This window comes from Mesomycoplasma conjunctivae, assembly GCF_000026765.1.
GTDB classification, from domain to species: Bacteria; Bacillota_I; Bacilli_A; order Mycoplasmatales; family Metamycoplasmataceae; genus Mesomycoplasma; species Mesomycoplasma conjunctivae.
This window is the reverse complement of sequence record NC_012806.1, coordinates 219677-242641: the sequence shown is the minus strand read 5'-3', so window position 1 is coordinate 242641 and position 22965 is coordinate 219677. Positions and strand designations below refer to the sequence as shown.

Genomic DNA, 22965 nt, shown 5'->3' with positions numbered 1-22965 from the left:
AAAACAAGCATATAAAAATATCTAAAATTATGTAAGTAATATTTTAGCAAAGTTTAGATATTTTTAGAACTATTTTTTTAATTATTAAATTAAAAAACACGAATAGTTATAAAAATATTCGTGTTTTTCGCAAAAATAAATATTATAATGCTAGTGCTTTGTCTATTTGTTCAACTAGTATTTCTTTTGGTGTATAATCAAATCTTTTGAAAAGAATTTCACCATCTTTCATAACAATGTGTGTTGGGACAAATAAGACTTCAAATCTTGTTCCTTTTTTTCTAAATAATTCAGCTTCTTCTGCATCAACTTGAATTAATTTGATTTTCTCATTGTCAGCATAGTGTTCTGTAATTTGGTCATTAACAAATTTTTGCATTTTGCAATCGCCACATCAGTCTACTGAAAATTCAAGATAAACTACACCAGTTTCAATTTCTTTTTGCGCATCTATTCATTTAAGTTTTTTCATATTGCAAATAATTACCCATGTGTATTTTGAACTACAAGAACCACCATTGGCTCTTTGTCATAAAGTCGAAAAATTTTCCGCTTGATTGACTTTTGAATTTTTTCTTGAAGTTCACGAATTATTTTATCACTTATTTTAGTTAAACTCGCAAAGTTATCAACAATAATATCATCAATTATTTGATTTATCTCTTCTTTGTTTTCTCTTGATAGTATCCCATATTCAGTAATTGTTGGTTTTGAAAGGATTTTTTTAGAACTATAATCATAAAGCATTGAAATTATGAGAACACCATCACGTGATAGGAGTTCGCGCTCGCGTAAAACTTCAAAGGAAATATCGCCAACGCCAAAACCATCGACAAAGACTTCGCTTTCACATTTAATAACTTTTTTTTGCGAAAATAAGTTACCATCTATAAAATTTACGGCTCTGCGGTTTTGTAATATTACAATATTTGATTTTTTAATTTTAGCCTTGTGTGCTATATTACCAGCGACTACCAAATAACGATATAAACCTTGAATTGGAATAAAATACTTAGGCTCTAACTTAGCAATTAATTCAGCCAGATCATCTCTTGAAGGCCTTGCAACTCGAAAGTCAGACTCGCTTATATCAACTAAATTTGAAGTTACCTTAGCAATTTCATCTAACACTTTAGCATGGGTTTGCTCAATGCCGTTTATAGGTGGCGCTAACATTATAACATGATCGCTTTTTTTAAATCTTAAAAAAACGTCTTCTTTTTCTAAAATACGGATAAATCTTTGGTAAATACGCTCTGGAGTCGAAGTAATTAATATCACACTGTTTTGTTCTTTATTGGCTTGTTTAAAGTCAAAAAAGATAGGTTTTGCTAGGAATTTTGTCTGAGTTTTATCATTGAGTTTGACAATCATGTCATAAAGTTGGTCATATTTTCTACCATATGCAGTAATTTTACGATTAAATTTTGTAGCTAAATCAATAATTTCCTGAATTGAGAGCATTTCCTCGTCATATACTCCCACAATAATTCGGCTTTTATTGCTAGCATTTAAAAATGTTTTTTCTAAAAAACTTTTGGTAAAAATTTTATCAATGGTCTTTCCTGGAAAATTAGCACGCCCGGAATCGGCAATGAGTGCTAAAATACCTTTGGGATGACTAATATATTTTTTAATTAAATCTAAATTAGTATTACCATAAATGCCTAAATTACCAATGATAAAATTAGTTAAAAATAAAATAACACCATCTTCAGTTTCAAAATTAAAACCATAAATTCCTGGCATTGATCCAGCAACTGGAATTGCTTTTACTTTGATTTGTGGACTAATTTCAATAGGTTTTGCAATATTTTTAATCTCAAAATCGTTTGTATTAATACCATATTTGCTCATTCGATCAAGAATGAGTGCTTTGGTAAATGAAGAACAATAAATTGGTAATTTTTTGACTTTCATAACAAGCCAAGGTAATGCTGAAAATGATTCATTTTTTGAGTCAGTAATGAAGACACCTTTGACTTTATGAGCATTTTTTTCAATGTAGCTAAAATCAGGGATAATAGTGTCGATTCCTATACCACTATTTAATGGGATTTTAACTCCTGAATTAATTACAAAAATATTATTATCAATTTCTAAAACATAGCAATTTTTTCCATTTTCATCTTGACCACCAAGGGCAAAAAAACTAATTTTGGCCATTTTTTCCTTTCTCTTGAAGCATTTTTTGTTCAATTTTCAACATTTTTTGTTTCGCTTTTTTTAACGAATCAAAAACAGATGCACGAGTTGTAGCTAAAATTTTGGCAATCTCTGATAGACTTAGATTTTCTTTATAATAAAGGTGAAATATTTGCTTCTGGTTTTGTGTTAACAAAAAACTAAATTTATTATAAAGATTATCAAATTTATCTTTATCTTCAATTTTATTGTTCATATTTTCTACTCAAGTCTTTAGTCATTCCGTAAATAAAACTATCTAAGTCAAAAGGCTGCAAATCATCTATTTTTTCACCAAGACCTACCAATTTAACATCAATATCTAATTGATCTTTAATTGAAAATACAATACCACCTTTGCTTGTGCCATCCATTTTGGTAAGAACAATTCCACTAATTTGTGTTACATCAGAAAAATGTTTAGCTTGTGAAACTCCATTTTGTCCAGTAGTTGCATCAATAACTAGAAGTGATTCATGAGGTGCTCCTGGAATTTTTTCTGAAATTATTTTGTTGATTTTTTTGAGCTCATTCATTAAATTGATTTTATTTTGAAGTCTTCCAGCAGTATCAATGATAACAACATCAAATTTTTCATCTATACCTTTTTGAACTCCGCGATAAACAACAGATCCTGGATCTTGTTCATTTTCATAGGGTTTTAGGATATCTGCACCTACTCTATTTGCCCATATTTCTAATTGTTCGACAGCGGCAGCTCGGAAAGTATCAGCGGCAACAATAAGAGTTTTTTTACCTTCTTGAATCAGTTTGTGAGCAATTTTGGAAATCGAGGTAGTCTTACCAGAACCATTGACACCAACAACTAAAATAACATTGATCTGATCATCTTTGATGTTTAAATTTGTATTTATCAAAGAGCGATTAGCATAAATTGTGTACATTTTATCAACAATTAGCTCGGGAATTAATTCACTATTAGTTAGGTTTTGATTTCTCACTTCTCTTTTTAATTCAGAAATTATAATTTGGACAAAATCTGGTGAGATATCAGACATAATTAATATTTCTTCTAATTCTTCAAAATATTCCTCATCAACTTTGTTAAATCTTTTATTTAATTCGATCATTTGTTTAGAAAAAGAAAGGCTAGATTTTGTTAACCCTGCTACATATTTGTCAACATTATCGTTTTTTATCTTGCTATCTTTTTCTTCTTTTTTGCCAAATATTTTTTCTTTTATTTTTTTAAAAAATGACATTTTAAAATTCCCGCCTTTATTTACAAAATATTATTATAATTTATTAATTCGATTTTTAGACAAATTTTTATTTATTTTTAAAGTTATTATTGTATAATTTATAAAGCATTTTTTTAAATAAGCAGCAAAATAATATTTAATAAATATTTTAAATTTGTCTAGATTTACGAGTAATTTAGAGCTGTAAAATGAAAGTATTAGATTTAAAATTATATTGAAGAATTATTTATTTTCTCTTTTTTAATTAAATTGCAAATTTAAAAAAGGAGAATTATAATGTCACGTTATACAGGACCAGTATTTAAAAAGTCACGTCGTCTTGGTTTTTCAATCTTAGAATCAGGTAAAGAATTTGTCAAGGGTAAACAAAGAAAATACGCTCCAGGACAACATGGGCCAACTCGTAGATATAAATTATCTGACTACGGAATCCACTTACAAGAAAAACAAAAAGTTCGTTTTATGTATGGAGTTAGTGAAAAACAATTTCGTAATACTTTTAACAAGGCTATTAAAAAACCTGGTATTGCCGGAACCAATTTTCTTCAAGCACTAGAATCACGTTTTGATAATGTAGTTTACCGTTCTGGATTTGCAGAAACAAGAAAACAAGCTAGACAATTGGTAAATCATGGCCACTTTCTCCTAAATGGTAAAAAAGTTAACATTCCTTCAATTCAATTAAAACCTGGTGATAGTTTCGAATTAACTTCTAAAAAAGAAGGAAAAATTAGAAAAAATGTTCAAATACTAAGCGCTCTTGAGAAAAAAACTATCGCATCTTGAGTTGAAGTTGATGTTAAAAACTTTAAAGCAAAATTAATTAGATTACCAGAGAGAAGTGAATTAAACCAAGAAATAAAAGAATCACTAATTGTTGAGTTCTATAGTAAATAATAGGTTATAATAAAAGAGGAAAATAAAAAATCCTCTTTTATTTTTTATCACTAAAACAAAGGAAAAACACATGAAAAAGAAAAATTTAGAACACCTAGACGAGCTTCAGTACCGAGTTACTCAAGAGAACTACACTGAAAAACCATTTGCCAATAAATATAATGACAATTACAAAGATGGCATCTATGTTGACATCGTTGATAATACACCACTTTTTCTATCTACAACTAAATATAATTCCGGTTCTGGGTGACCAGCTTTTACAGCCCCAATCAACAAAGATATGATTGTCGAAGTTCCAGATTTTCAAGTACCTGGAAGACCAAGAGTAGAAGTGCGCTCTAAAAATGCTGATTCACATTTAGGACATGTTTTCAAAGATGGACCAAAAGAATTTGGAGGTCTTAGATATTGTATTAATTCTGCTGCCCTCAAATTTATTCCAAAAGAAGATTTAGAAAAAGAAGGTTTTGGCGAATTTCTTAAATACTTTTCATAATTAAAAATGAGGTTTAATAAGCCTCATTTTTAATTATGAAACAATAAAAAAACGTTTTTTTAGTTATCTTTTTTATCAATAAGCATCTTTAGAGACAAAAACTGCTAACTTAATTGGAATGAAGAAATCTTATATTTGATTAACAATGCTTTTTACTGTGGTAGCGACAATATTTGGGATAGTGACTTGAGAAATTAATCGACAAAGAAAATCAAATAACTTAATTGTAAACAATAACAAACAATTTTATAACAAAAGTGACAATTCTAATAAATTAAGAAATAATTTTTCTCTAACTAGTAATAAAGTTAAATCTGGCAATAAAAATAGAAAAACTTCAGATTATACTACCCAAAACAAAGAAAATCAAGGTTGAAAAATTGCTGAAAAAAGAATTAATCAAAGTATTAGAAATGATGATATTTTAGCAAAAATGATTACCAAACAAGACGAGATCCCAGATGTTAAAAAGATTAAAAAATTTTTGCCTACAAAAGATAAAAAACCTATAGAAACAAAGACAAAAGCAACTAATAATAAAAAAGCAACACTAAAAAAATCATCCTCTTTAAAAGTCAAAACGAAAGCTAATTCGGATAAACCAACTATTGATATTAATATTTTAGCACAAGATGTAAAACAATGAATTTCAGGTGCCAAGGGAAAGATAACAAAAGACCAATTAGTCTCTAATATTAGTAGCAAATATGCAATTAGCAAAAAATTAAGTTTAGAAAAATTAAATTTACTAACTAGTGATAAATACAAAATAATTGAGTATAATAAAAGTAAAAAAATATGACAAATCTTAAATTAATAAAATTTGTCATATTTTTTATAAATTAATTTAGACTTTATTTAATTTGTCAATATCAATAATGTAATCAAATTGCTTTGCAATTTGTTCATCTAAATTATGTGAAATTAAAATAAGAGTGATATTTTTTTGCAATAATCAAGTAATAATATTTGCTGTGTTTGCTTGGTCAACATTGGATAAGCCTTCATCGATGACAACAAATGGTTTATTTTCAACAATATGTGAAGCAAAATTAATTCTTTGTTTTTCGCCAGTAGAAAAGTCGTTGTCTTCTAGGTGGCTAACTTCAGAGACAGAATCTTTATATTTTTGTAAACCAGAAATCATGATTAATTCATCAATGGTTTTTCTGTCAACATTTTTGAAAAATGCAATGTTATCATAAATATTTCCTTCAATTAATAAAGGTTTACCATCAACATAGCTGATTTTTTTGATAATATCTAATTGTAAAATATCTTTAGCATTGGTATTATTAAATTTAATTTCACCTTCATAATCACGTTCAAAGCCCATTAAAATTTTCATCAAAGTTGATTTTCCACTACCATTTTCTCCACGTAGTAAATATTTTTTACCTTGAATAAAATTTAAATTAATGTTGTCAAAGATTTTTTTGTCTTGATATTGAAAGCTTAAATTACTAATAGTTATTTGTTGTAATTCTTCATCAAAAGCGCTTTCTTTTTGTTCTATTTTTAAAGGGGCAACTTTTAATTGTTTTTTTAATGATAAAAAGTATAAAACTGATGAAATAGTCTCTGAATATCGAGATAAAAATAAATTAGAAGCGGTATTAATAGATATTAAAATAGCAGTAGCTGATATATTTTGTTTTAAAACGATACTCAAAATGACAATAAAGACATTACTAATAAATGTAAATAAGATAGTTAGTCCAAAATTTATGCCAGAGCTAAAACCTAACCAAAAATTATATTTTCTACTATAAATACTAGCTTTTTTAACTTCAGTATTCAATATTTTTGGTAGTAAATTAATTTTGTTAAAAAATAATAGTCCTTCAAATTTAGACAAAATGGAAGTAGTCTTATCGTTTAAATTTTCATATGATTTTAACTGATTGGCTACTTTAGATTCAATTTTTTTCTTGAAAACAGTTGGGAATAAAGTCCAAATAAGTGTTAGAACTAAAACAACTGCTCCAATGATTGGTTGAATGTAAAAAATGGTAAACATCATTGTAAACAAAGGTAAAATTGATGAAATAATATCTAGAAAAAATATAAAATATTCCTGACCTTTATTAAAAGTTTCGTTGTATATTTTTGAAAATGTACTTCCTGAATCTTTTTGAGCAAAAGTTTTATACATATCTTTTTGATTATCAAACATATTCAATCGTTTGTGTAACAAGCCAAGTGCTTTTGTTTGACCAAAAATAAAATTAAAAAATGATGCATAAAATGTGCCTAATAATGCTTCAAATAAGATAAAGAAAATTTGAACAACTACTCAAATAATAGTCTCTTTAATCTTGTTTGCTAAAATTGCTTCATACAATAATTTTGGTGCAAAAAAACCAAAATAGGTAAATGCTAATGTTACTATAACAAAAAAAGCATTAATTAAATATAATTTTGTAATTTTTTTCATAGTTAACCTCTAATTGCAATTACCTCATCAAATTTTTCGCGTAAATCAGCACTAATGTGGTGACTAACAAACAAAATAGTTAAATCAGGATCACCAAGTAAGTTATCAATGGTAAGCTCAGCATGATCTTTTTGAATATTATCAAGTGCTTCATCAACAACTCAAAATTTGATATTACTATACTTAAGTCGTGCTAGTACAATTTTTTGTTTTTGTCCCTCTGACAACTTGTTAACATTTATATTGTCTTCCAATTTTAATCAATCAATTTTGAGAGTATCTAAAATTTTGTTTAGTTTTTGAAGATCAACTTGTGTATCAAAAAGTGTAATATTATCTTGTAAACTAGCATCAAAAATAATATTTTGATTATCAATAAAACCAATTTGCTGACGCAAGGACGATGAGCTTACTTGATTTATCTCCAGTTCATCATTTATTAAAATATTTCCTTGATAATCAGGATAGACACCCAAAATTGTTTTCAAAAGCGTTGATTTTCCTGTTCCACTTGGGCCATCAATTAAATATTTTTTACCTGGTAAAATATCAAAATTAATTCCTGAAAAAACCGTTTTGTCTTCAAAAACAAAGGATAAATTACTAATAGAAATTTTTTCAATAGCTTTATTTAGCTCACGATTAACTGTTGTGGTCGGTACTTTTGAGATAATATTGCTAAGATATTGTCCACGAATTGAAAGCATAAAAGTTTGAACTATTATATCTCCAAATGAGCCTGAAAAATCAAGAGAATACAACATTAATGATAAAAAAATAGATACATCATAATAATTATAAAAAGTTAGTAATGTAACTTCTAACAATAAAATACCTGTAAACATTGTGGTTACAAAAGTTGCTATTAAACTAATAGATGAAGATTTTTTGAGAATTTTGGTTCGCTTAGATGTAAATTTAGAAAAACCGTGTTCAATTAAATTCTTAAAACTAAATATTTGATTGTGAAGAAAAAATGTTTTAAATGTTTGAATATGTTTGTTGCTATATTGACTCAATTCTTGGTGGATATTAGAAAATTGATCAGACAATTTTTGACCATATTGGTTTAAAAAGAATTGAAAAAATATTCCTATGATACTAAAAATAAATGCTGATAAAATTAAGATTCAACTTCATTGTGGTGAAAGCAAAATCATAAAAATAATGTTAGTTATGATTGCTATCAAAGAATTAAAAACTGTAGTGAAACTATCAATCATATTAAGAGCTTCAACCATATCATAATTGATAAGTGAAAGCATTGAATTAGACTTAAATTTTATATCTACATACGAACTATTTTGGATTTTTTCGATAATTTTGAAGCTTAATTGATTCCGAATAGTCTCTTTAATTCTACTTGAAAGTAGAGGCCTTATTAAACGTAATGATAGGGCAACAAAAACCGAAATTACCCAAAACAAAATAGAAGTGGTTAAACCAAAAGTGGGTTGAGGATAATTATTAAGATGTTGAACAATAAAGGTATAACTATAAATGTTAAAAGACAAAGAAATCTTTTCCATAAATATTAAGCTAAAATAAATAAAGAAATTGAGTTTTGCCATTTTAATTAGTACAAATATTTTCATCTTAATCCTTTCTACAATAAATTTTTAAAATAAATTAGAAATTTTATCAATTTTTGCAACAACTTGTTCATCAAATGTTAAATATTTTGTTGCAAATAATTGATTTTTACTTAAGTTTTTTAGTATTTTAGCAATAATGTAATCATCTTTTTGTAATTGCTCATGTTGTCTGACAAAAAAATTATTTTCTCTATCTCAAATGTTAACTAAAAAGGTAGTTCATTTCAAAATATTATGTGAGTATTTTTGGAAATTATATTTTCATTTAAAATATAAAATAAAACCTGAAATTCCAAAAAATATATCAATTTTTTGAGATGTATATGGTAATACAGTTTTTTCAATTAAATTAATTTTATCTTGATATTTCGCTTTATCTACTATTGACATTGCAAACGCTAATCCAAGCGATCCGCCTCATAAATAAGGAATTAAAAAATCTTTGTATTTTATATAATATTGATTATTAATTTCAGTTATCCTTTTATTCCAAATATATTCAATTATTCTATGAGCTAATAAAAAATCCTTTTGATATCCAGCTCATATGGCTCAAAAAATTAAATTTTCAGATTTAAATTTTCCAAGTTTTTCAAATTTTAATGATTGATATTGTTTCTTGATTTTTTCCAAATTTTTACTATCAATTTTATCTTTAACAAGTAGCTTATAAATAAATTGCTTCATTTCATTTTTATATTCTTTTTTATTAGCTAACTTTCTATTGTTAGTAAAAAATGATCAAATCTTATCTATTTCCGTTTTTAAGGTAGTCTTGCTAAAAGATGGTTTTACTTCAAGTAATGCAAATTTTTGAGACAAAAATTGGTTAAAAATAGCTAGTAATTTATCAACTATTTGTAAATTTAATTGATAAAACAAAATAAAGTTATAAACTTTTAAAAACATCCATTTTATATTCTTTGGTTTTGACATATTTTGCATTTGACCAATTCAAAATTCACAAAAAATAGTTGCCATTTTTAGAATATCTAATGCAAAATGATTATCAACAGTATGAAGTGGAAACTTAAAATTAAATAGGGTTGTTGAATAAATGAGTGTTTCAAATTTTGATCCAATAATATAGGAAGTTTCTAAATCTATAAAGCTACACAGATCATCATTGCAAATAAAATTTTTAACCGATACATCATTTAAAATAATATTATATTTATGAAAATTGGAGATGCAAACAAATATATTTTCTAATAGCAACATATATTTATTGGCCACATTGTCTAAATTATCAATATTTTTAAAAATATCATTAGCAGAAAAAAGATGTCCAAGATCTCGCCCTTTGACATAGGATTTAAACAAATAAAACTGATTATTATCAACAAAATAGTCAATTAATTGGTTAGAATTTTTTATTTGTTTTTCTTTTATATGTTGCAAAATAGCAACTTCATTTTTCCTAAATCAAATTACAGATTTTCTACTTCCAAACAAACCATAAATAGGGGATGTTTTAACAATAATATAATTATTTTCGACTTTATCAAAACCCAAAAAAACTGATGAAGTAGATGTGTAATGTACTATATACAATAATGAAAAACGATTATTAACTTCTTGATCTTTAAATAAAATAACACTTTTGTTATTCGGGAAAGGCTCTTTGATAAAATTGGGTAGACTATAATAAAGAGCATTTCTATCTTTATAAATTGCTTTGTTATTGTTATCTCTAATATATTTATAATTTTTTAAATTTGTACCATATCTATAGTATATATTATTTGAATCTAAATATCTTCGATCTGAATAAATGGGTAGACCTTTAAATCCTTTAGTATTTTCATACAAAAATTGAATGTGTTTTTTTAGTTGATCTTCATTTTCAAGATATATAGTTATAAATTTAGCAAAAGAAAAAATGTGTGTAAGTTTCGAATTAATTTTTGATAATTCTTTTTTATCTTTTAAAAATTTAAAACTAATTTTATGATTAATTAAGTAAGGCACAACAATATTTAGGATACGATGGTAATCTTTATTAAGTGCAGATATATGAATTTTTCAACCTTGATTTGGTATAGTGCTAGTATTAGAGTGTACAAACACAAAGATATCAGTTTTTGAAATTGATATTTTTGTGTTTGTACTAAGCATCTCTCTATAAATCATAGTTTCACCTAAAAATATTTGGCATTATAAAGCAGGTATTGATTTAACTATGCAAACATAAGTAGTAATAGTCATTTTTTTTCTAGCTAGTTCAATAGAATTATTTTCTAATTCAAAATCATTAAAATCTAATTCTTTTAAAAGATTTAATGAATCTAATTCAATTGACAAATTTTTATCATCTAAATTAGATGCTAAATTTAGGTCTAAATATTTCTATTTTATCTCCTTCCTTATTAATTAGTTTTTACAAAAATTTAAAGATTTTTAGATTATGCTTAGTACTTAGACATAATTTTATAATATTTTTTATGTTTTTAAATTAAAAAATATAAACATTTGTAAATTAGTCTTTTTTTCTTTTTTTAACATTTTCTTTTTTAGTCTTTTTGCCTGAGCTAATGACACAAATATAAGTAAAGCTGGATTTAGAGCTTGTATCTGAGATATCAATGTGTTTAACACGTTTTGATGTTTTAATTTTCCTCTCAATAGTTTCATCAACTCAGTCCATTAAACGATCAAAAAAGTCTTTATCACTCATATTTTCACCTTTCATCATTATTAAATAATGTAAAAAAATTTACTGCATTTTATTTTCAATATTAAGAAATAAACAACAAAATAAACAATTAGAGAAATAACCCAAAAAATAAACAAAAATTTAACAAATTAATTATTTATACCTGGTCTATCTTTTTTATTTTTTATTTTTTTAAAATCTTAACGACATAATAACCTCCTCTATCTTTTTAATTATTTTTTAAAAAATTTTTTTGCTAAAAAACCTATAAAAATAAAGGAAAAATAATTTTTTAGCAGCACACAAGAATTAGCCCTTTGTTTTTTAATGTTATAATAAATTATAATTTTAAAAAAGATAAATTTAACAAGGAGGAAAATGAAAAGAAAATTAAAACTAATTTCAGCTATTTTAGGTGGGACAATAGCGCTTGGATTAGGTTTATTTTTTGGTATTCAAAAATCAAATATTGCAGCGAGGAAATTAGTAGAACACAAATCTACTAGTTTGATTCAAGCAACAAATTTTCAGGAAGCAGAACAAGAAGGTACTAACCAAGAAAGTAAAGATCCACAAGTAGATCAGCCAACCAAACCACAGGTAGAATCTACAAACCAACAAGAGAGCAAAAACAAACAAGAAAAACAAACAGAAGATGCCAAAAGTGTAGATTCCAAAGAAGCACCAAAAGCAAAAGTAGAAACTGCAAATGAGCGTCTTGATAGAGAGTTAAGAGAAAGGCTTTTTACAAATACTCTAAGTTTTTATGGGTTTAAAAGTCAAGAGGAATTATATCCAATATTTTTTGACAAAGAAAGCTTACCAGTAGGTTATCTGGGAGAGAAAACACTTGAGTGGTCATATACACCATCTGAAGATTCAAAAAGTACACAATACGCTCAAACCGATACTACCCAAACACTTAGAAAATCACCAAGAATTGCAAAAAAACAAAAACAACAGCAAGAGGCAAATAAAGAAGAAGAAAAGAAAAAACAAAAAAAGAAAAAAGCGAAAGGAACAACAAAAAAAAGTAAAACAAAAAAAGATAACCAAAATGAAACTAAAAGTAAAGAAAGAAAAAACTCAGGAAGAAAAGTAGCTTGGGAAAGTACTATTGATATTGAAGACTTGAAAACAAGTGTTAAACAATGAGTCACAGAAGTGGGTGGAAAAACCACAAAAAAGAAATTAGCAAAACAAATTAGTGATAAATATAAAGTTTCAGGAAAAGATGGCGAAAGAAATTTAGAACTTCTAAGACGCAAGGGTGAACATCAAATAATTAAATGAAATAATACAAAAGGAATATGAGAAATTTTAACTCAATAAAATCTATCTTTTTATTTACACAATTTAATTTTTATACCTTGTAGTTAAAGAGTTATTTAGTGTTAATATTCAAAAATTTATAAACACATTTTTTATAACTTAACACTATAACATCCATTTGCAAACTAAAAAATAAAAGGTAAACTTACAATAAGCAAAATCACACCAATTGTAAAACCTAAAAGAATTGGTATCAGTGATTTTTGCTTTTTTTTATCTTTTAATTCCTGAGAACTTAAAGGTTGTCCTTGTAATTTAGGATTGGTTGTGTTTTTTAATTTTCTCGTTGATCTTAAATTTGAACTATTATAAGAAAAAGAATAAGAACTAAAAAGTCCAAGTCTCACAACTGTAGCCAAAAGACTAATTGCAATTAGAATAACAGCGACCACAGAAAGTGCGTTATATCAAGTGTGTTTCTTTAAAAATACTAATAATAAAAATAAAATAAATAATAAAAGCGATCAAAAAATGATCGCAAAAATAGCACCAAAACCAAAGTTTCGTTTTATTTTGTGATTATAAAAATTAAGAAATCTAGACATTTTTTCTAGCTTGGTGTTGCCAAACTTTGACCTGTCTTTCTGTGCCATAAACAAAGTGATTTTCACTAACTTGAACTTCTTGAATTATATTTGGAAATGCTTGATCTAATAAATATTTATTATCAAATAAAGTTGATTTAAAAGGAATATGTGCATTTGAAATCTTAGGAATTGAATTTAATAAATTAATGGTATAAGGATGGATTGGATTGTTATAGATATCTTTTGTTGTTCCTTTTTCCACAATCTTTCCAGCATGAATAATTGCAACTTCATCGGCTATATATTCCACAACTGATAAGTCGTGAGCAATGAAAATGAGAGAAAGATTTTTTTCATTTACCAATTTTTTTAGCAAGTTAATAATTTGTGCTTGAATAGAAATATCAAGGGAAGCAATTGGCTCATCAGCAATTATAACTTTTGGTTCAACAATTAAAGCGCGAGCAATAGCAATTCTTTGTCTTTGACCACCAGAGAACTCATGTGGGTAACGATATGCAAAAGATCTCAATAGTCCAACATTTTCGAGCGCTTCATAAATTAGTTCACTAAGAATAAATTTTTTAATGTATCTTTTTAATAAAATTAATGAAGGTAGTCTTTTAATACCATAAAAAAGTTGTATATTTCTATAGACTTTATTTAAATTTTGCTTTTCAATCATTGATGATTTAATTACAAAATTTTTCTCACTAAATTTATGTTTAAAACCAATAACTAAATCTTTAAAATCATTTTTAGATTTTAAAATCGAAATAAACTGATTGTGTATTTGGAGAATTTCTTTATCTAATTGCTTAATTTGTTCAAAATATTTATTATATTCTTCTTTTAAGGATTTTATCTTTAAATTCTGTTCATTTTTTCAAACAACATATCTAGTAATAAAATAATTTTTATCTTGATCGTAGACTGCTTTTTTTTCTTTGAAATTAGCTTCTAGTTGTTGTTTAGTATTAAGCTCATCTTGTGTTATTTCACGTCTGTTTTTATTTATCACTAACTTATATTTAAAAACAAGAAAGCGAGATTTAAAATTAACTTTTTGATAATAAAGATCTTTGTTTTTATCAGCAGTTTCAATAAATCTTTGAAAATTAAGAGTTTTAATTTCTTTGTCAATAATAGCTTTAAAATCAAAAATTGTAGTCTGATTTTCTTTAGGATTTGAACTTATTAATACATTTTCATATTTGTTCAATACTTTATTCTTAAAATTATTGATAATATCAATTAATTTTTCAATATCATTAGATTCTAAAAAAGCAAAACGATTTTTTTGTTTAAAAATAATTGTATTTTTTGTTAATAAATCAACAATTGCTTGGTAAATAATTGCTTGTTTTTTATAGAAAGAATACCTTTTAATTTCATTACTCATAAGCGCATGATTATTATTAATTTTATATTCATACTTGTATTGCAAAATATAAGAATTAATTAAATTGCTTTGATTATTAAATTTAGCTTGTTCTTTTTGTATTTCGTCTTTAATTGAAGAAAAAGCTTGGTTAATTTCTTTATAGTAAAAAGATTTATTTTTTTCTATTGATTTTTCAAAAGTTTTTAACATTTGTTCTGCTTGACGATAAGAGAGTTCAATTTTACTTTGTGAACCACTGCGGTAGTCTTTTTGTTTATTATAAAAAAAGTTATATAATTCAGAAACATTTTTGTAACCAAAATTATAGTTGGAAGCCAAAAGCTTTTGTTTACGTTCTAAATATAAAAAGTATTCATTGAAAAAATCATTAACATTAGATTCAGTTGCAAAAATAGAACTGTTTGCATCAAAGTTTTTAATTTCTAAAATTCTCTCTTGTCAATATTTGGCAAACTTTTGAAAATTTTCCATTCAAAATAATCACATTTGCTCTTCAACTTCAAGATATTTGCCCTCTAATGAATGCTGGAAGTGGAAAACAACATCTGATCAATCAGCAAAAATATCATCCATCTTATTTTTGATAATTCCGTTGATTATTAAGGTTTCTTTTAAAATTGCATAGATGTTTTTTTGTCCATTTAAAGATGAAAAAGGATCTTGGAAAATCATTTGCATATTTTTGCGCAAAAATAAATTTTGCTTTTTGGAAAGTTTTTTACCAGAGATTACCTCATTTAATAATTGGACTTGCCCACCATAATTTTCATATAATCGCACTAAACAACGCCCAATTGTTGTTTTTCCTGAACCTGACTCACCAATAATACCTAGAACCTGACCGGTCTTTAGACTAATATCAATACCATCGACAGCTTTTACTATATTAGATTTGTGACTAAAATATTTTTCTAACTTTTTAGTTTGTAATGCAATTTCCATTATAAAACTTCCTTAAATAGTTTGATTCTAGTTTTAACTTCTTGATTTAATTCCACTTTTGGTGCCTCAGGGTGAAGCAATCAAGTTGCTGCATAATGTGTTTTTGAAATTTGAATTAAAGGTGGCTCTTTTTCAAAATCAAGTGCGAGAGCAAAATCATTTCTTGGTGCAAAAGGATCGCCAGATGTTAAGTTTTTCATATCTGGTGGATTTCCACTAATTGTATATAAAGCTTCATCACTTGAGGTTTCCGGAATTGCTGAAATCAGCGCTCAAGTATATGGGTGCCTTGGATCGGTAAAAATGTCTTGTCTTGTTCCTTTTTCAATAACTTTTCCTGAATACATCACATAAATATAATCACAGAACTTTGCAACAATTGAAATGTTATGAGAAATAAAAATAATTGAAATATTGTGTTTAATTCGAATATCATTTAAAAGTGCTAAAACTGAAGATTGCACAGTTGGATCAAGTGCAGTTGTTGGCTCATCAGCAATAATTATTGAAGGTTGAGCTGCAATGACCATGGCAATTACTACCCTTTGTTTTTGTCCACCAGAGAGGGTGTGAGGGTAAGAATTAAAGCGTGCTTGTGCTTCACTAATACCAAAAGATTCTAATAAATTAATAAGATATTCTTTCTTTTCTTGTTTATTTTTAAAGCGTTTATCGTTTTTGAGCGAGTCTAAAAGTTGTTTTCCAATTGTTCTAGTTGGATTGAGTGCCACAAGTGGATCTTGAGGAATGTAGCCAATTTTTTTACCACGAATTGTTCTTCATTGACGATCTTTTTCAAACTTGCTGGCATCAATGCCATCAATTAACATAGCATCACTTGTAGTTTTGGCAAAAGCATTAATACCTAAAAGCGATTTTGAAGTCACCGATTTTCCTGATCCTGACTCACCAACTAGGGCAATAATTTGTCCACGACGAATGCTAAGATTAACACCACGAATGATTTCTAGATACTCACGGTGCCCAGTTCTAAACTTAACACGTAAGTTTTTTACATTTAAGATTTTATCATTCATTATTTACGACCCCCAACTCTTGGATCAAGTGAATCGTGAATTCCGTTTGCAATAAATTGGCTAGTAATTGCTAAAATAACTAAGATAATTGAAGGAAACAGTAATGCTCATACATTTTTTTCCGCCAGTGAAACTGATGAGTTAATAATAAGACCTAAGTTAGCAGAAGAGTCAGCACTTTCTTTTATAAAACCAAGAAAAGCTAAACCGGCAATCACGGAAATTGAAGAGAAAATGCTACCAACATATGATGAGAGTAGTTTTCCTAAAATGTTTGGTAGAATGTGGGCATAAATTTGTCTGAATTTGCTAGCTCCAATAACTTTAGCTGCATAGACAAATTCTTGATCTTTGACAATAACTGTATAAAGTCGTGCACCATAAGTTGGCCCTGTTCAACCGGTCAATGACAAAAGAAGAATTAAAACTATGGTAGTAGGTCCTCAAATAGCAATGAAAATAATAAATAAAATAATTCAAGGTAGTGAACCAAAAATATCAATAATTCTTAAGACAATATTATCGATTCATGTTCCAATGTGGAAACCTAGATAGGTACCTAAGATTACCCCAATGATAAATTGAATAGTTGCAATGATCAGAGCAATTCCAAGCGCATTTAATGTTCCTTGTCAAGTTCTTAATCAAATATCACGACCAAATTGATCAGTTCCGATCACACTAATGAAAGTTTTATTGTTATCAAGCACACTCATTACTTGATAAGGGTTGATAATAACTTCTCAACGATTGGGAAACAACTCATTAGTCTCACCTTGAATTAAAGTGACATTGTTGTCTTGCTCATAAAGACGAATTTTTTCTAAAACATCGCTAGTAATTGTTAATTTAATTGCTCCATAACCACTTGGAAGTTGCTCATAAACCAAGGAAGGATCAGCCTCAGAGATCGGTTTAGAAGGATCATAAGGACTAAAAATTAATGTAAAAATTGCTACTAATATCAAAATTGTTAGAATAATAGTAGAAATTAGTGAAATTGGAGATTTAAAAAATTTTTTAATTGTATCTTTTCATAACTCAACAATTTTACCTGTAACTTGATAAGACTCATTTTGATTGTCAACTCTTTTTAAAAGCTCAACTTGTTTTTGAGTAAGTCTATATTTTTCATTAAATTCTTGAGGTGTCATTAGTTTTTTTCTCCTTTAGTTTTCTTGATCTTCAATGTTTAAATTTAGCAAGATAATTAGTTTGACTTTGCGCTCCAAAGGTAATTCTTGGATCCATAACAACATATGTCATATCACCTAAAATATTGACAATTAAAGCTAGTGAGGTAAAGAAAATAATGGAAAACATTGAAATATTTATCTCACCATCAAAGGCAGCACCTACCAAAATACTAGAAGATCCTGGAATTCTGAAAAATTGTTCTAGGATGATAGATCCAGATAGTAAGCCAACATAAGAAAATAATAATACTCTAACAAGTGGAATTGAGCTATTTCGAAAGACATATTTGAAAAAAATTGCAACTGCTGAGAGTCCTTTTGACTTAGCAATTAGAACATAATCTGAAGATAAAACGGTAATTACTTGGTTTCTCACAAGGAAAACATAACCAGGAATTGAAGTAATTGTAAAAACAAAAATTGGTGGAATCAATGAAGTTGCAGTAACAGCAGCTCCATAAGTTGCAGGATCCTTAAATTCAAAAGGAAGTCCTAATTTGATAGCGATGAAAACTATAAAAGGTGCTAAAACAAAGGAAGGAATTGCAACAAAGAAGGTTGAAAAACCAGAAATAGCTGCATCTTCTAAACGATCACGACGGTAGGCAGCAACAATTCCAAGGGTTACACCAATAATTGAGCTTAAAATAAAAGAAGGTAGTGAAACTAAAATAGTATAACGAAGTGGTGAAAAAAATAAATTAGGAATCGCATTAGTCTCACCAGTTTTATAAATTGGACCAAAATCACCCTTGAACATATTAGCTGTATAAATTCCTAAACGTACAATAGGACTTTTATCAAAAAAGTAACGAGCATGTAATTCTGCTAGTTTAGCAGCTTGGCTACCATCAGATTTCTTACCGCTTTCAAGAGTTGCAGAAAAAGGATCTGGTGAAAAACTAGCAATTAATAAATAAACAATAACATAGATGGCAATAAAAGTGAGTAGTGCTAAAAATATTCTTTTTATAAAATAAGATCAGGGCATTATTTATCTCCTTTATTGTTAGTATTTGACTCTAAACCAAATTGTTGATTTGCTTGTGCTTCCTTTGTTTTTATAGCTTTTTTTCTCAATGGAATAATCTCGAGCATATCAGTTGGAATAAAGTTATAAGCATCTGTATAAGGGCTCTCAATGTTAGGATTGAAAAGTACAACTACTGGTTGTTTTGAAGGCACACTAATTTGATCTGTTAGTCCGGTTGTAAAAATAGAATTAAGCTCGGATACCAAAGCAACTAGTTGTTCATCAGTATGTGTTTCTTGATATTGTAAGTTAAATGAAGCTGACTGAGCACCAAAATCAAATGATGCTTCTTGTTGTCCGGGAGCCAACTTAGAATTAATTTGATCTGTAAAACTTTTTCAAACTTTGCGCTTTTCACCTGGTTTATCAGGATTGTCTTCTTCAATAACTGAACCAATAAAAAAGTTAGTCATATCTGGGTCTAAGTGTTGATTATCTGCCCCATAATCGGGAGCATTTGTAGCATTTTGTCATTCACTAAAATCACGAATGTAACCTTTTTGTGCAAAAGGAGTAAAGAATTTTTTAGCAGCTTGTGAATAGCGATAAATTTCTGGATATGATTTAGCTAAGTTAGAATCTGGGCCTTGAGCATCAAAAACTGAAAGCATTGCATAACCTACTCCATTAATTTGAACACGGCCATCAAGTGCTGTTCCAATTCCATCGTAATCATAGTTTCAACCACCAAAAGATAAGGGTCCAGTTCCAGTTATAATATAGTTAATACGACGAGTTAGATTAGTAAAAGGTCAAGTAACTTTTAAATTAAGTCTTGGATCTAAATCATTGATAGCTTTGGCTGCATTTGTAATAGCGGCAATTTCTCTTTGATTAGCATTTATAAATCAGCTAAGCAAACTTCATTCAACTTTGTCTGTTGGACTTAAATTATTTTCCTGATAGAATTTATCAAGAATTTCCTTCATTTTTGCTTGTAAAACGTTATAATTTGGTGCTTTGTATTGTTCTTCTGCACTGTTTAAATTTCTAAAGTTTTGTTGCTTTTCAGTTTCAGGATCTTTGGTATAATAAACATTTCCTTGACTATCAACTAATTTAGTAGTATTGACTTGCAAATAAAAGTCGCGTGGGGTTTTTGAATTAGCTTTTGTACTAATTTTGTTGTCTGGGGCAACAAAATTTGCTCAAGCTTGTGATTGGCTGGTTTGAGTTTGCGCAGCTGTATATAAATTTCAAGCATTTGTAATTATTTGCCGAAATTGAAGACCAACTCCTGAACTAATATGTTTAACTACTTGTACATTTCCTTTTGCCAATTCAGATCTTGAAGCACCAAACATTAATTTAGCATAATTATCGTTGTAAGGATAGTAATTATCATCAACAGTAATTCCTACTTCTGGTCGAAAATTTTGTTTCAATGATCCAGGAACTAATGTTAAAAAATAAGAGTTATTAACTGCGTTTGTCTTATTAACTTGAGTTAGTCGTCATCCAAATTCCTCACGATTGGATGCTACCAAATTTTTCTGAGCATCATTTAAGGTGTCAAAACTAACAGATGGAATTGTTTGTTCACGAAATGAATTAAATTGTGAGTTAGTAAAAGCAGAAGGGCTACTATATTTAGAATAAAGAAAATTTATTTTTTTATACACATAAGGTAGTCTTTCTTTTCAATTACTTCTAGGATAGTGTTCATTGATAAAATAGGTTTTACGATGAGTATCTCAATGATTGAGGACATAAGGCGAATTAAATAAAAGATCTTTTTTAAAATCGGCACCATATCAGTAAAAACCAAAACGGAGCGCTTCACCTGTTTCACCATAAATTCCAGAAGGTTGACCCTGAGAATTATTTTTTGTCAAACTTGCTACTCTTTCATCAACAAAGGTAGAAGGCATAGCTTGAAAAGTACCAGACATGATGAGTTTATCAAAAAATGCTCCAAAAAATGTTTGCCCTTTACTACTATCTTGGTGAAAGGTTATTGCTTCTTGATCAAATAATTCTTTATTTTTACCTTGATATTTTTGTAAAAATTGTGTTTCATTATCAAAATCTTTAACATCAAGACCAAAAAGATCAAAAAGATAAAAGTTATTAACTGTGGTATCAAAATATCTTGATTTTGGATCTAAATTAGGTGTTTTATCTTTGGCTTCATCATCAATTTTTGACCCTCCACCATTTGCTGCACGATATCTTTTATCTAAAAGTCTTTGTCATTTATAACCATAATAATAGTCTTTTGCTAAAACTGGATATTTAGTTAATTCACCTTTATAATCAGTTCAAAAAATATTATCTTTTATAAATAATTGGACTTTTACAGCCTTATCAAGAGTTTCACGAAAAAAAAGACTATTGATACTTCTTTTATCATCTGAAGTTAATCTAACTGTTAAACCTTCAGAATTGCTGTTTTCTGGCAAGTAACCTTTTTCATGCTTATCATTATCAAAAATAAATTCATTACCTTCTTTATCAGTCAACACAATTGCTTTAGCACTAACAAGGCTGTCATATTCATATGAAGGTCGTTTTATTTTATAGATATTACTTTTATCTTTTTTATTTTTGCTATCTTCATCAAAACCCTCAGCTTGAATATCAAGTTGTCCTTCATTAACTGTTTGAATTAAAAATGGGGTAGTATAATAAATTTGTATAGTTGATGGATTGGTAAAAAAATTTGAAACTGTAGCAAAGGCATTTGGCGAACTAGTGGCAGCATCAATATTACTATTTAGTTCTTGTCTTTGCCAAGCTGGTTGAATAGCGCAAGAGACAAAAAGTGCTACCTGACTAACAGTAACTATAGAACCTATAGATAATTTTCTTACTATTTTATTCATATTCCTTCCTTTTTTACGTTGATTAAATTTATCTTTAAAATAAAAAAACTACTGTTTGTTCAGTAGTTTTTTTATTTTAATCATTTATAAATAATTAGAAAAAGTTTGAAAAATAAAACTACTGAATAATAACAAAATAATCGCTATCGTGTTTGGAATTGATAACGAAAATATTTTTGGATGTTCATATATTAAATAATTTCATTTTCATAATAAATTTCTCTATAATATTATATACCATTTTTTAAAAAAATGATAATTTAAGGGTATTTTTTACAAAAATTTACAATTTTGAGTATTTTATAAAAACTAAAACAGTTTTTTACCTACTTTTAATAAAATTACGTTTTTTACCAATTCTACGCACTAGTAAGAATAAAACCACTGTCACAATTGCTCATATTAAATGACGACGAAAACGTATTTTTCCAATATCAATATGCTGGTGATATATATTACCAAAAATAGCTTCGATGTTATTTATCCTTCTTTTTAGAACAAGTTTATAAAATATACTTAAAACGAAAAGAACTCCAAATGTAGCCATTGCAGCAATGTATTCCTTGGATTTATCTATTTTGAAAGTTGGTTTTCAATAAGTAATTGCTATAAAAACAGCAACTAAAATAATTGTAGTTAACAAGGAGATACCTATTACTCAAATCGCATTAACATCTTTTTGATTAATTTTCCTTACTAATCAAGGAATCATAGGTGGCATTTGTGTGTGGATACTATTTAGTTCTAATTGCTTTTGAAAAAATTTGACAGATTTTTTGACAGCTAAATAATCTAGTAAATTTTTAATAGCTAAATATACTATTAACACACCAACTAGAGCAGGAATGGCTAAATAAGGAAAATATTTGCGATCATTAGGTCAAGAAAGTTTACCGTAAACTCAAAGTAGCGAAACTATTACAATAGTAAATAATACCAAGAAGTAAAAAGTCATTTTGAGTGGTAAAAAAAATAATTCATAACCAAAAATTTTACGAACCTCACGATTAATAAAATTATTTTTCTCTTGAGAATTATCATTTTGAAAAGGTGATTGATTTTGTGGATAAAAACTATTATTTTGGCTTATATAATTTCGGTTTTCAAAATTGTTTGGTTGGCTAGGATAGTTTGAATGATTAGAATCTCTATTTTTACGAAAAAGCATGTATTTTCC

At 27.4% G+C, this 22965-nt stretch carries 20 protein-coding genes; 4 read left to right on the top strand and 16 right to left on the bottom strand.

The genetic code is table 4. The annotated features are described in order from the left end of the window. Window positions 1–142: 142 nt before the first annotated feature. The 4 genes from MCJ_RS01195 to ftsY are packed head-to-tail and all read right to left on the bottom strand — an operon-like array spanning window position 143 to window position 3407. The gene (locus tag MCJ_RS01195) at window positions 143–472 is read right to left on the bottom strand and encodes a thioredoxin family protein (RefSeq protein ID WP_012751463.1); all 330 of its coding nucleotides are present in this window, start codon (window positions 470–472) and stop codon (window positions 143–145) included. Between the two features lie 11 nt (window positions 473–483). Further along, on the bottom strand, window positions 484–2166 hold the full coding sequence (locus MCJ_RS01190; RefSeq protein WP_012751462.1) for a ribonuclease J: 1683 nt from the start codon (window positions 2164–2166) through the stop codon (window positions 484–486). Further along, the gene (locus MCJ_RS01185; protein ID WP_012751461.1) at window positions 2153–2401 is read right to left on the bottom strand and encodes a sigma factor-like helix-turn-helix DNA-binding protein; all 249 of its coding nucleotides are present in this window, start codon (window positions 2399–2401) and stop codon (window positions 2153–2155) included. The genes MCJ_RS01190 and MCJ_RS01185 overlap by 14 nt, the downstream gene beginning before the upstream one ends. Further along, window positions 2391–3407, bottom strand: a complete 1017-nt coding sequence (gene ftsY / locus MCJ_RS01180; RefSeq protein ID WP_012751460.1) for a signal recognition particle-docking protein FtsY — start codon at window positions 3405–3407, stop codon at window positions 2391–2393. The genes MCJ_RS01185 and ftsY overlap by 11 nt, the downstream gene beginning before the upstream one ends. Window positions 3408–3683: 276 nt before the next feature. Between ftsY and rpsD the strand changes: the two genes are divergently transcribed. From rpsD to MCJ_RS01165, 3 genes are all read left to right on the top strand, one after another. Beyond that, entirely contained in the window at window positions 3684–4304 is a 621-nt protein-coding gene (gene rpsD / locus MCJ_RS01175; RefSeq protein WP_012751459.1) for a 30S ribosomal protein S4, read from the top strand. 70 nt (window positions 4305–4374) lie between these two features. Continuing rightward, the gene (msrB, locus tag MCJ_RS01170) at window positions 4375–4803 is read left to right on the top strand and encodes a peptide-methionine (R)-S-oxide reductase MsrB (protein WP_012751458.1); all 429 of its coding nucleotides are present in this window, start codon (window positions 4375–4377) and stop codon (window positions 4801–4803) included. 118 nt (window positions 4804–4921) lie between these two features. Then, window positions 4922–5620, top strand: coding sequence for a hypothetical protein (locus MCJ_RS01165; protein WP_129621935.1), 699 nt, complete (start codon window positions 4922–4924; stop codon window positions 5618–5620). Window positions 5621–5650: 30 nt separating this feature from the next. Here the strand turns inward: MCJ_RS01165 and MCJ_RS01160 are convergent, their stop codons facing one another. From MCJ_RS01160 to MCJ_RS01145, 5 genes are all read right to left on the bottom strand, one after another. After that, window positions 5651–7240 carry an ATP-binding cassette domain-containing protein gene (locus MCJ_RS01160; RefSeq protein WP_012751456.1) on the bottom strand — a complete coding sequence of 530 codons (1590 nt, stop codon included), beginning with the start codon at window positions 7238–7240 and terminating at the stop codon, window positions 5651–5653. Window positions 7241–7242: 2 nt separating this feature from the next. Then, a complete protein-coding gene (locus tag MCJ_RS01155; RefSeq protein ID WP_041594497.1) occupies window positions 7243–8835 on the bottom strand; it encodes an ATP-binding cassette domain-containing protein in 1593 nt (530 codons plus the stop codon). A gap of 24 nt (window positions 8836–8859) precedes the next feature. After that, window positions 8860–10968: a class III lanthionine synthetase LanKC N-terminal domain-containing protein gene (locus MCJ_RS01150; RefSeq protein ID WP_012751454.1), complete on the bottom strand. Its 2109-nt coding sequence runs from the start codon at window positions 10966–10968 to the stop codon at window positions 8860–8862. A gap of 24 nt (window positions 10969–10992) precedes the next feature. Continuing rightward, window positions 10993–11139 (bottom strand): hypothetical protein, encoded by a 147-nt coding sequence (locus MCJ_RS03680; RefSeq protein WP_012751453.1) that lies wholly within the window; start codon window positions 11137–11139, stop codon window positions 10993–10995. A gap of 175 nt (window positions 11140–11314) precedes the next feature. Then, a complete protein-coding gene (locus MCJ_RS01145) occupies window positions 11315–11512 on the bottom strand; it encodes a hypothetical protein (RefSeq protein WP_041594496.1) in 198 nt (65 codons plus the stop codon). Window positions 11513–11869: 357 nt separating this feature from the next. On the opposite strand from MCJ_RS01145, the gene MCJ_RS01140 reads away from it, so the two are divergent. Next, complete coding sequence (locus MCJ_RS01140) at window positions 11870–12823, top strand: hypothetical protein (protein WP_012751451.1); 954 nt, start codon at window positions 11870–11872, stop codon at window positions 12821–12823. A 125-nt stretch (window positions 12824–12948) separates the two neighbouring features. On the opposite strand, the gene MCJ_RS01135 is transcribed toward MCJ_RS01140, so the two are convergent. The 7 genes from MCJ_RS01135 to MCJ_RS01105 form a co-directional block, all read right to left on the bottom strand. Then, window positions 12949–13368, bottom strand: a complete 420-nt coding sequence (locus MCJ_RS01135) for a DUF3899 domain-containing protein (RefSeq protein ID WP_041594495.1) — start codon at window positions 13366–13368, stop codon at window positions 12949–12951. Then, a complete protein-coding gene (locus MCJ_RS03820; protein WP_012751448.1) occupies window positions 13361–15697 on the bottom strand; it encodes an ATP-binding cassette domain-containing protein in 2337 nt (778 codons plus the stop codon). Before MCJ_RS03820 ends, MCJ_RS01135 begins: the two co-directional genes overlap by 8 nt. Then, window positions 15697–16734, bottom strand: a complete 1038-nt coding sequence (locus MCJ_RS01125) for an ABC transporter ATP-binding protein (protein WP_012751447.1) — start codon at window positions 16732–16734, stop codon at window positions 15697–15699. The genes MCJ_RS03820 and MCJ_RS01125 overlap by 1 nt, the downstream gene beginning before the upstream one ends. Continuing rightward, entirely contained in the window at window positions 16734–17888 is a 1155-nt protein-coding gene (locus tag MCJ_RS01120) for an ABC transporter permease (RefSeq protein ID WP_012751446.1), read from the bottom strand. The genes MCJ_RS01125 and MCJ_RS01120 overlap by 1 nt, the downstream gene beginning before the upstream one ends. Beyond that, complete coding sequence (locus tag MCJ_RS01115) at window positions 17869–18921, bottom strand: ABC transporter permease (protein WP_012751445.1); 1053 nt, start codon at window positions 18919–18921, stop codon at window positions 17869–17871. The genes MCJ_RS01120 and MCJ_RS01115 overlap by 20 nt, the downstream gene beginning before the upstream one ends. Further along, complete coding sequence (locus MCJ_RS01110; protein ID WP_012751444.1) at window positions 18921–21788, bottom strand: OppA family ABC transporter substrate-binding lipoprotein; 2868 nt, start codon at window positions 21786–21788, stop codon at window positions 18921–18923. Before MCJ_RS01110 ends, MCJ_RS01115 begins: the two co-directional genes overlap by 1 nt. A 322-nt stretch (window positions 21789–22110) precedes the next feature. After that, the gene (locus tag MCJ_RS01105; RefSeq protein ID WP_012751443.1) at window positions 22111–22956 is read right to left on the bottom strand and encodes an MSC_0882 family membrane protein; all 846 of its coding nucleotides are present in this window, start codon (window positions 22954–22956) and stop codon (window positions 22111–22113) included. Window positions 22957–22965: the final 9 nt, after the last annotated feature.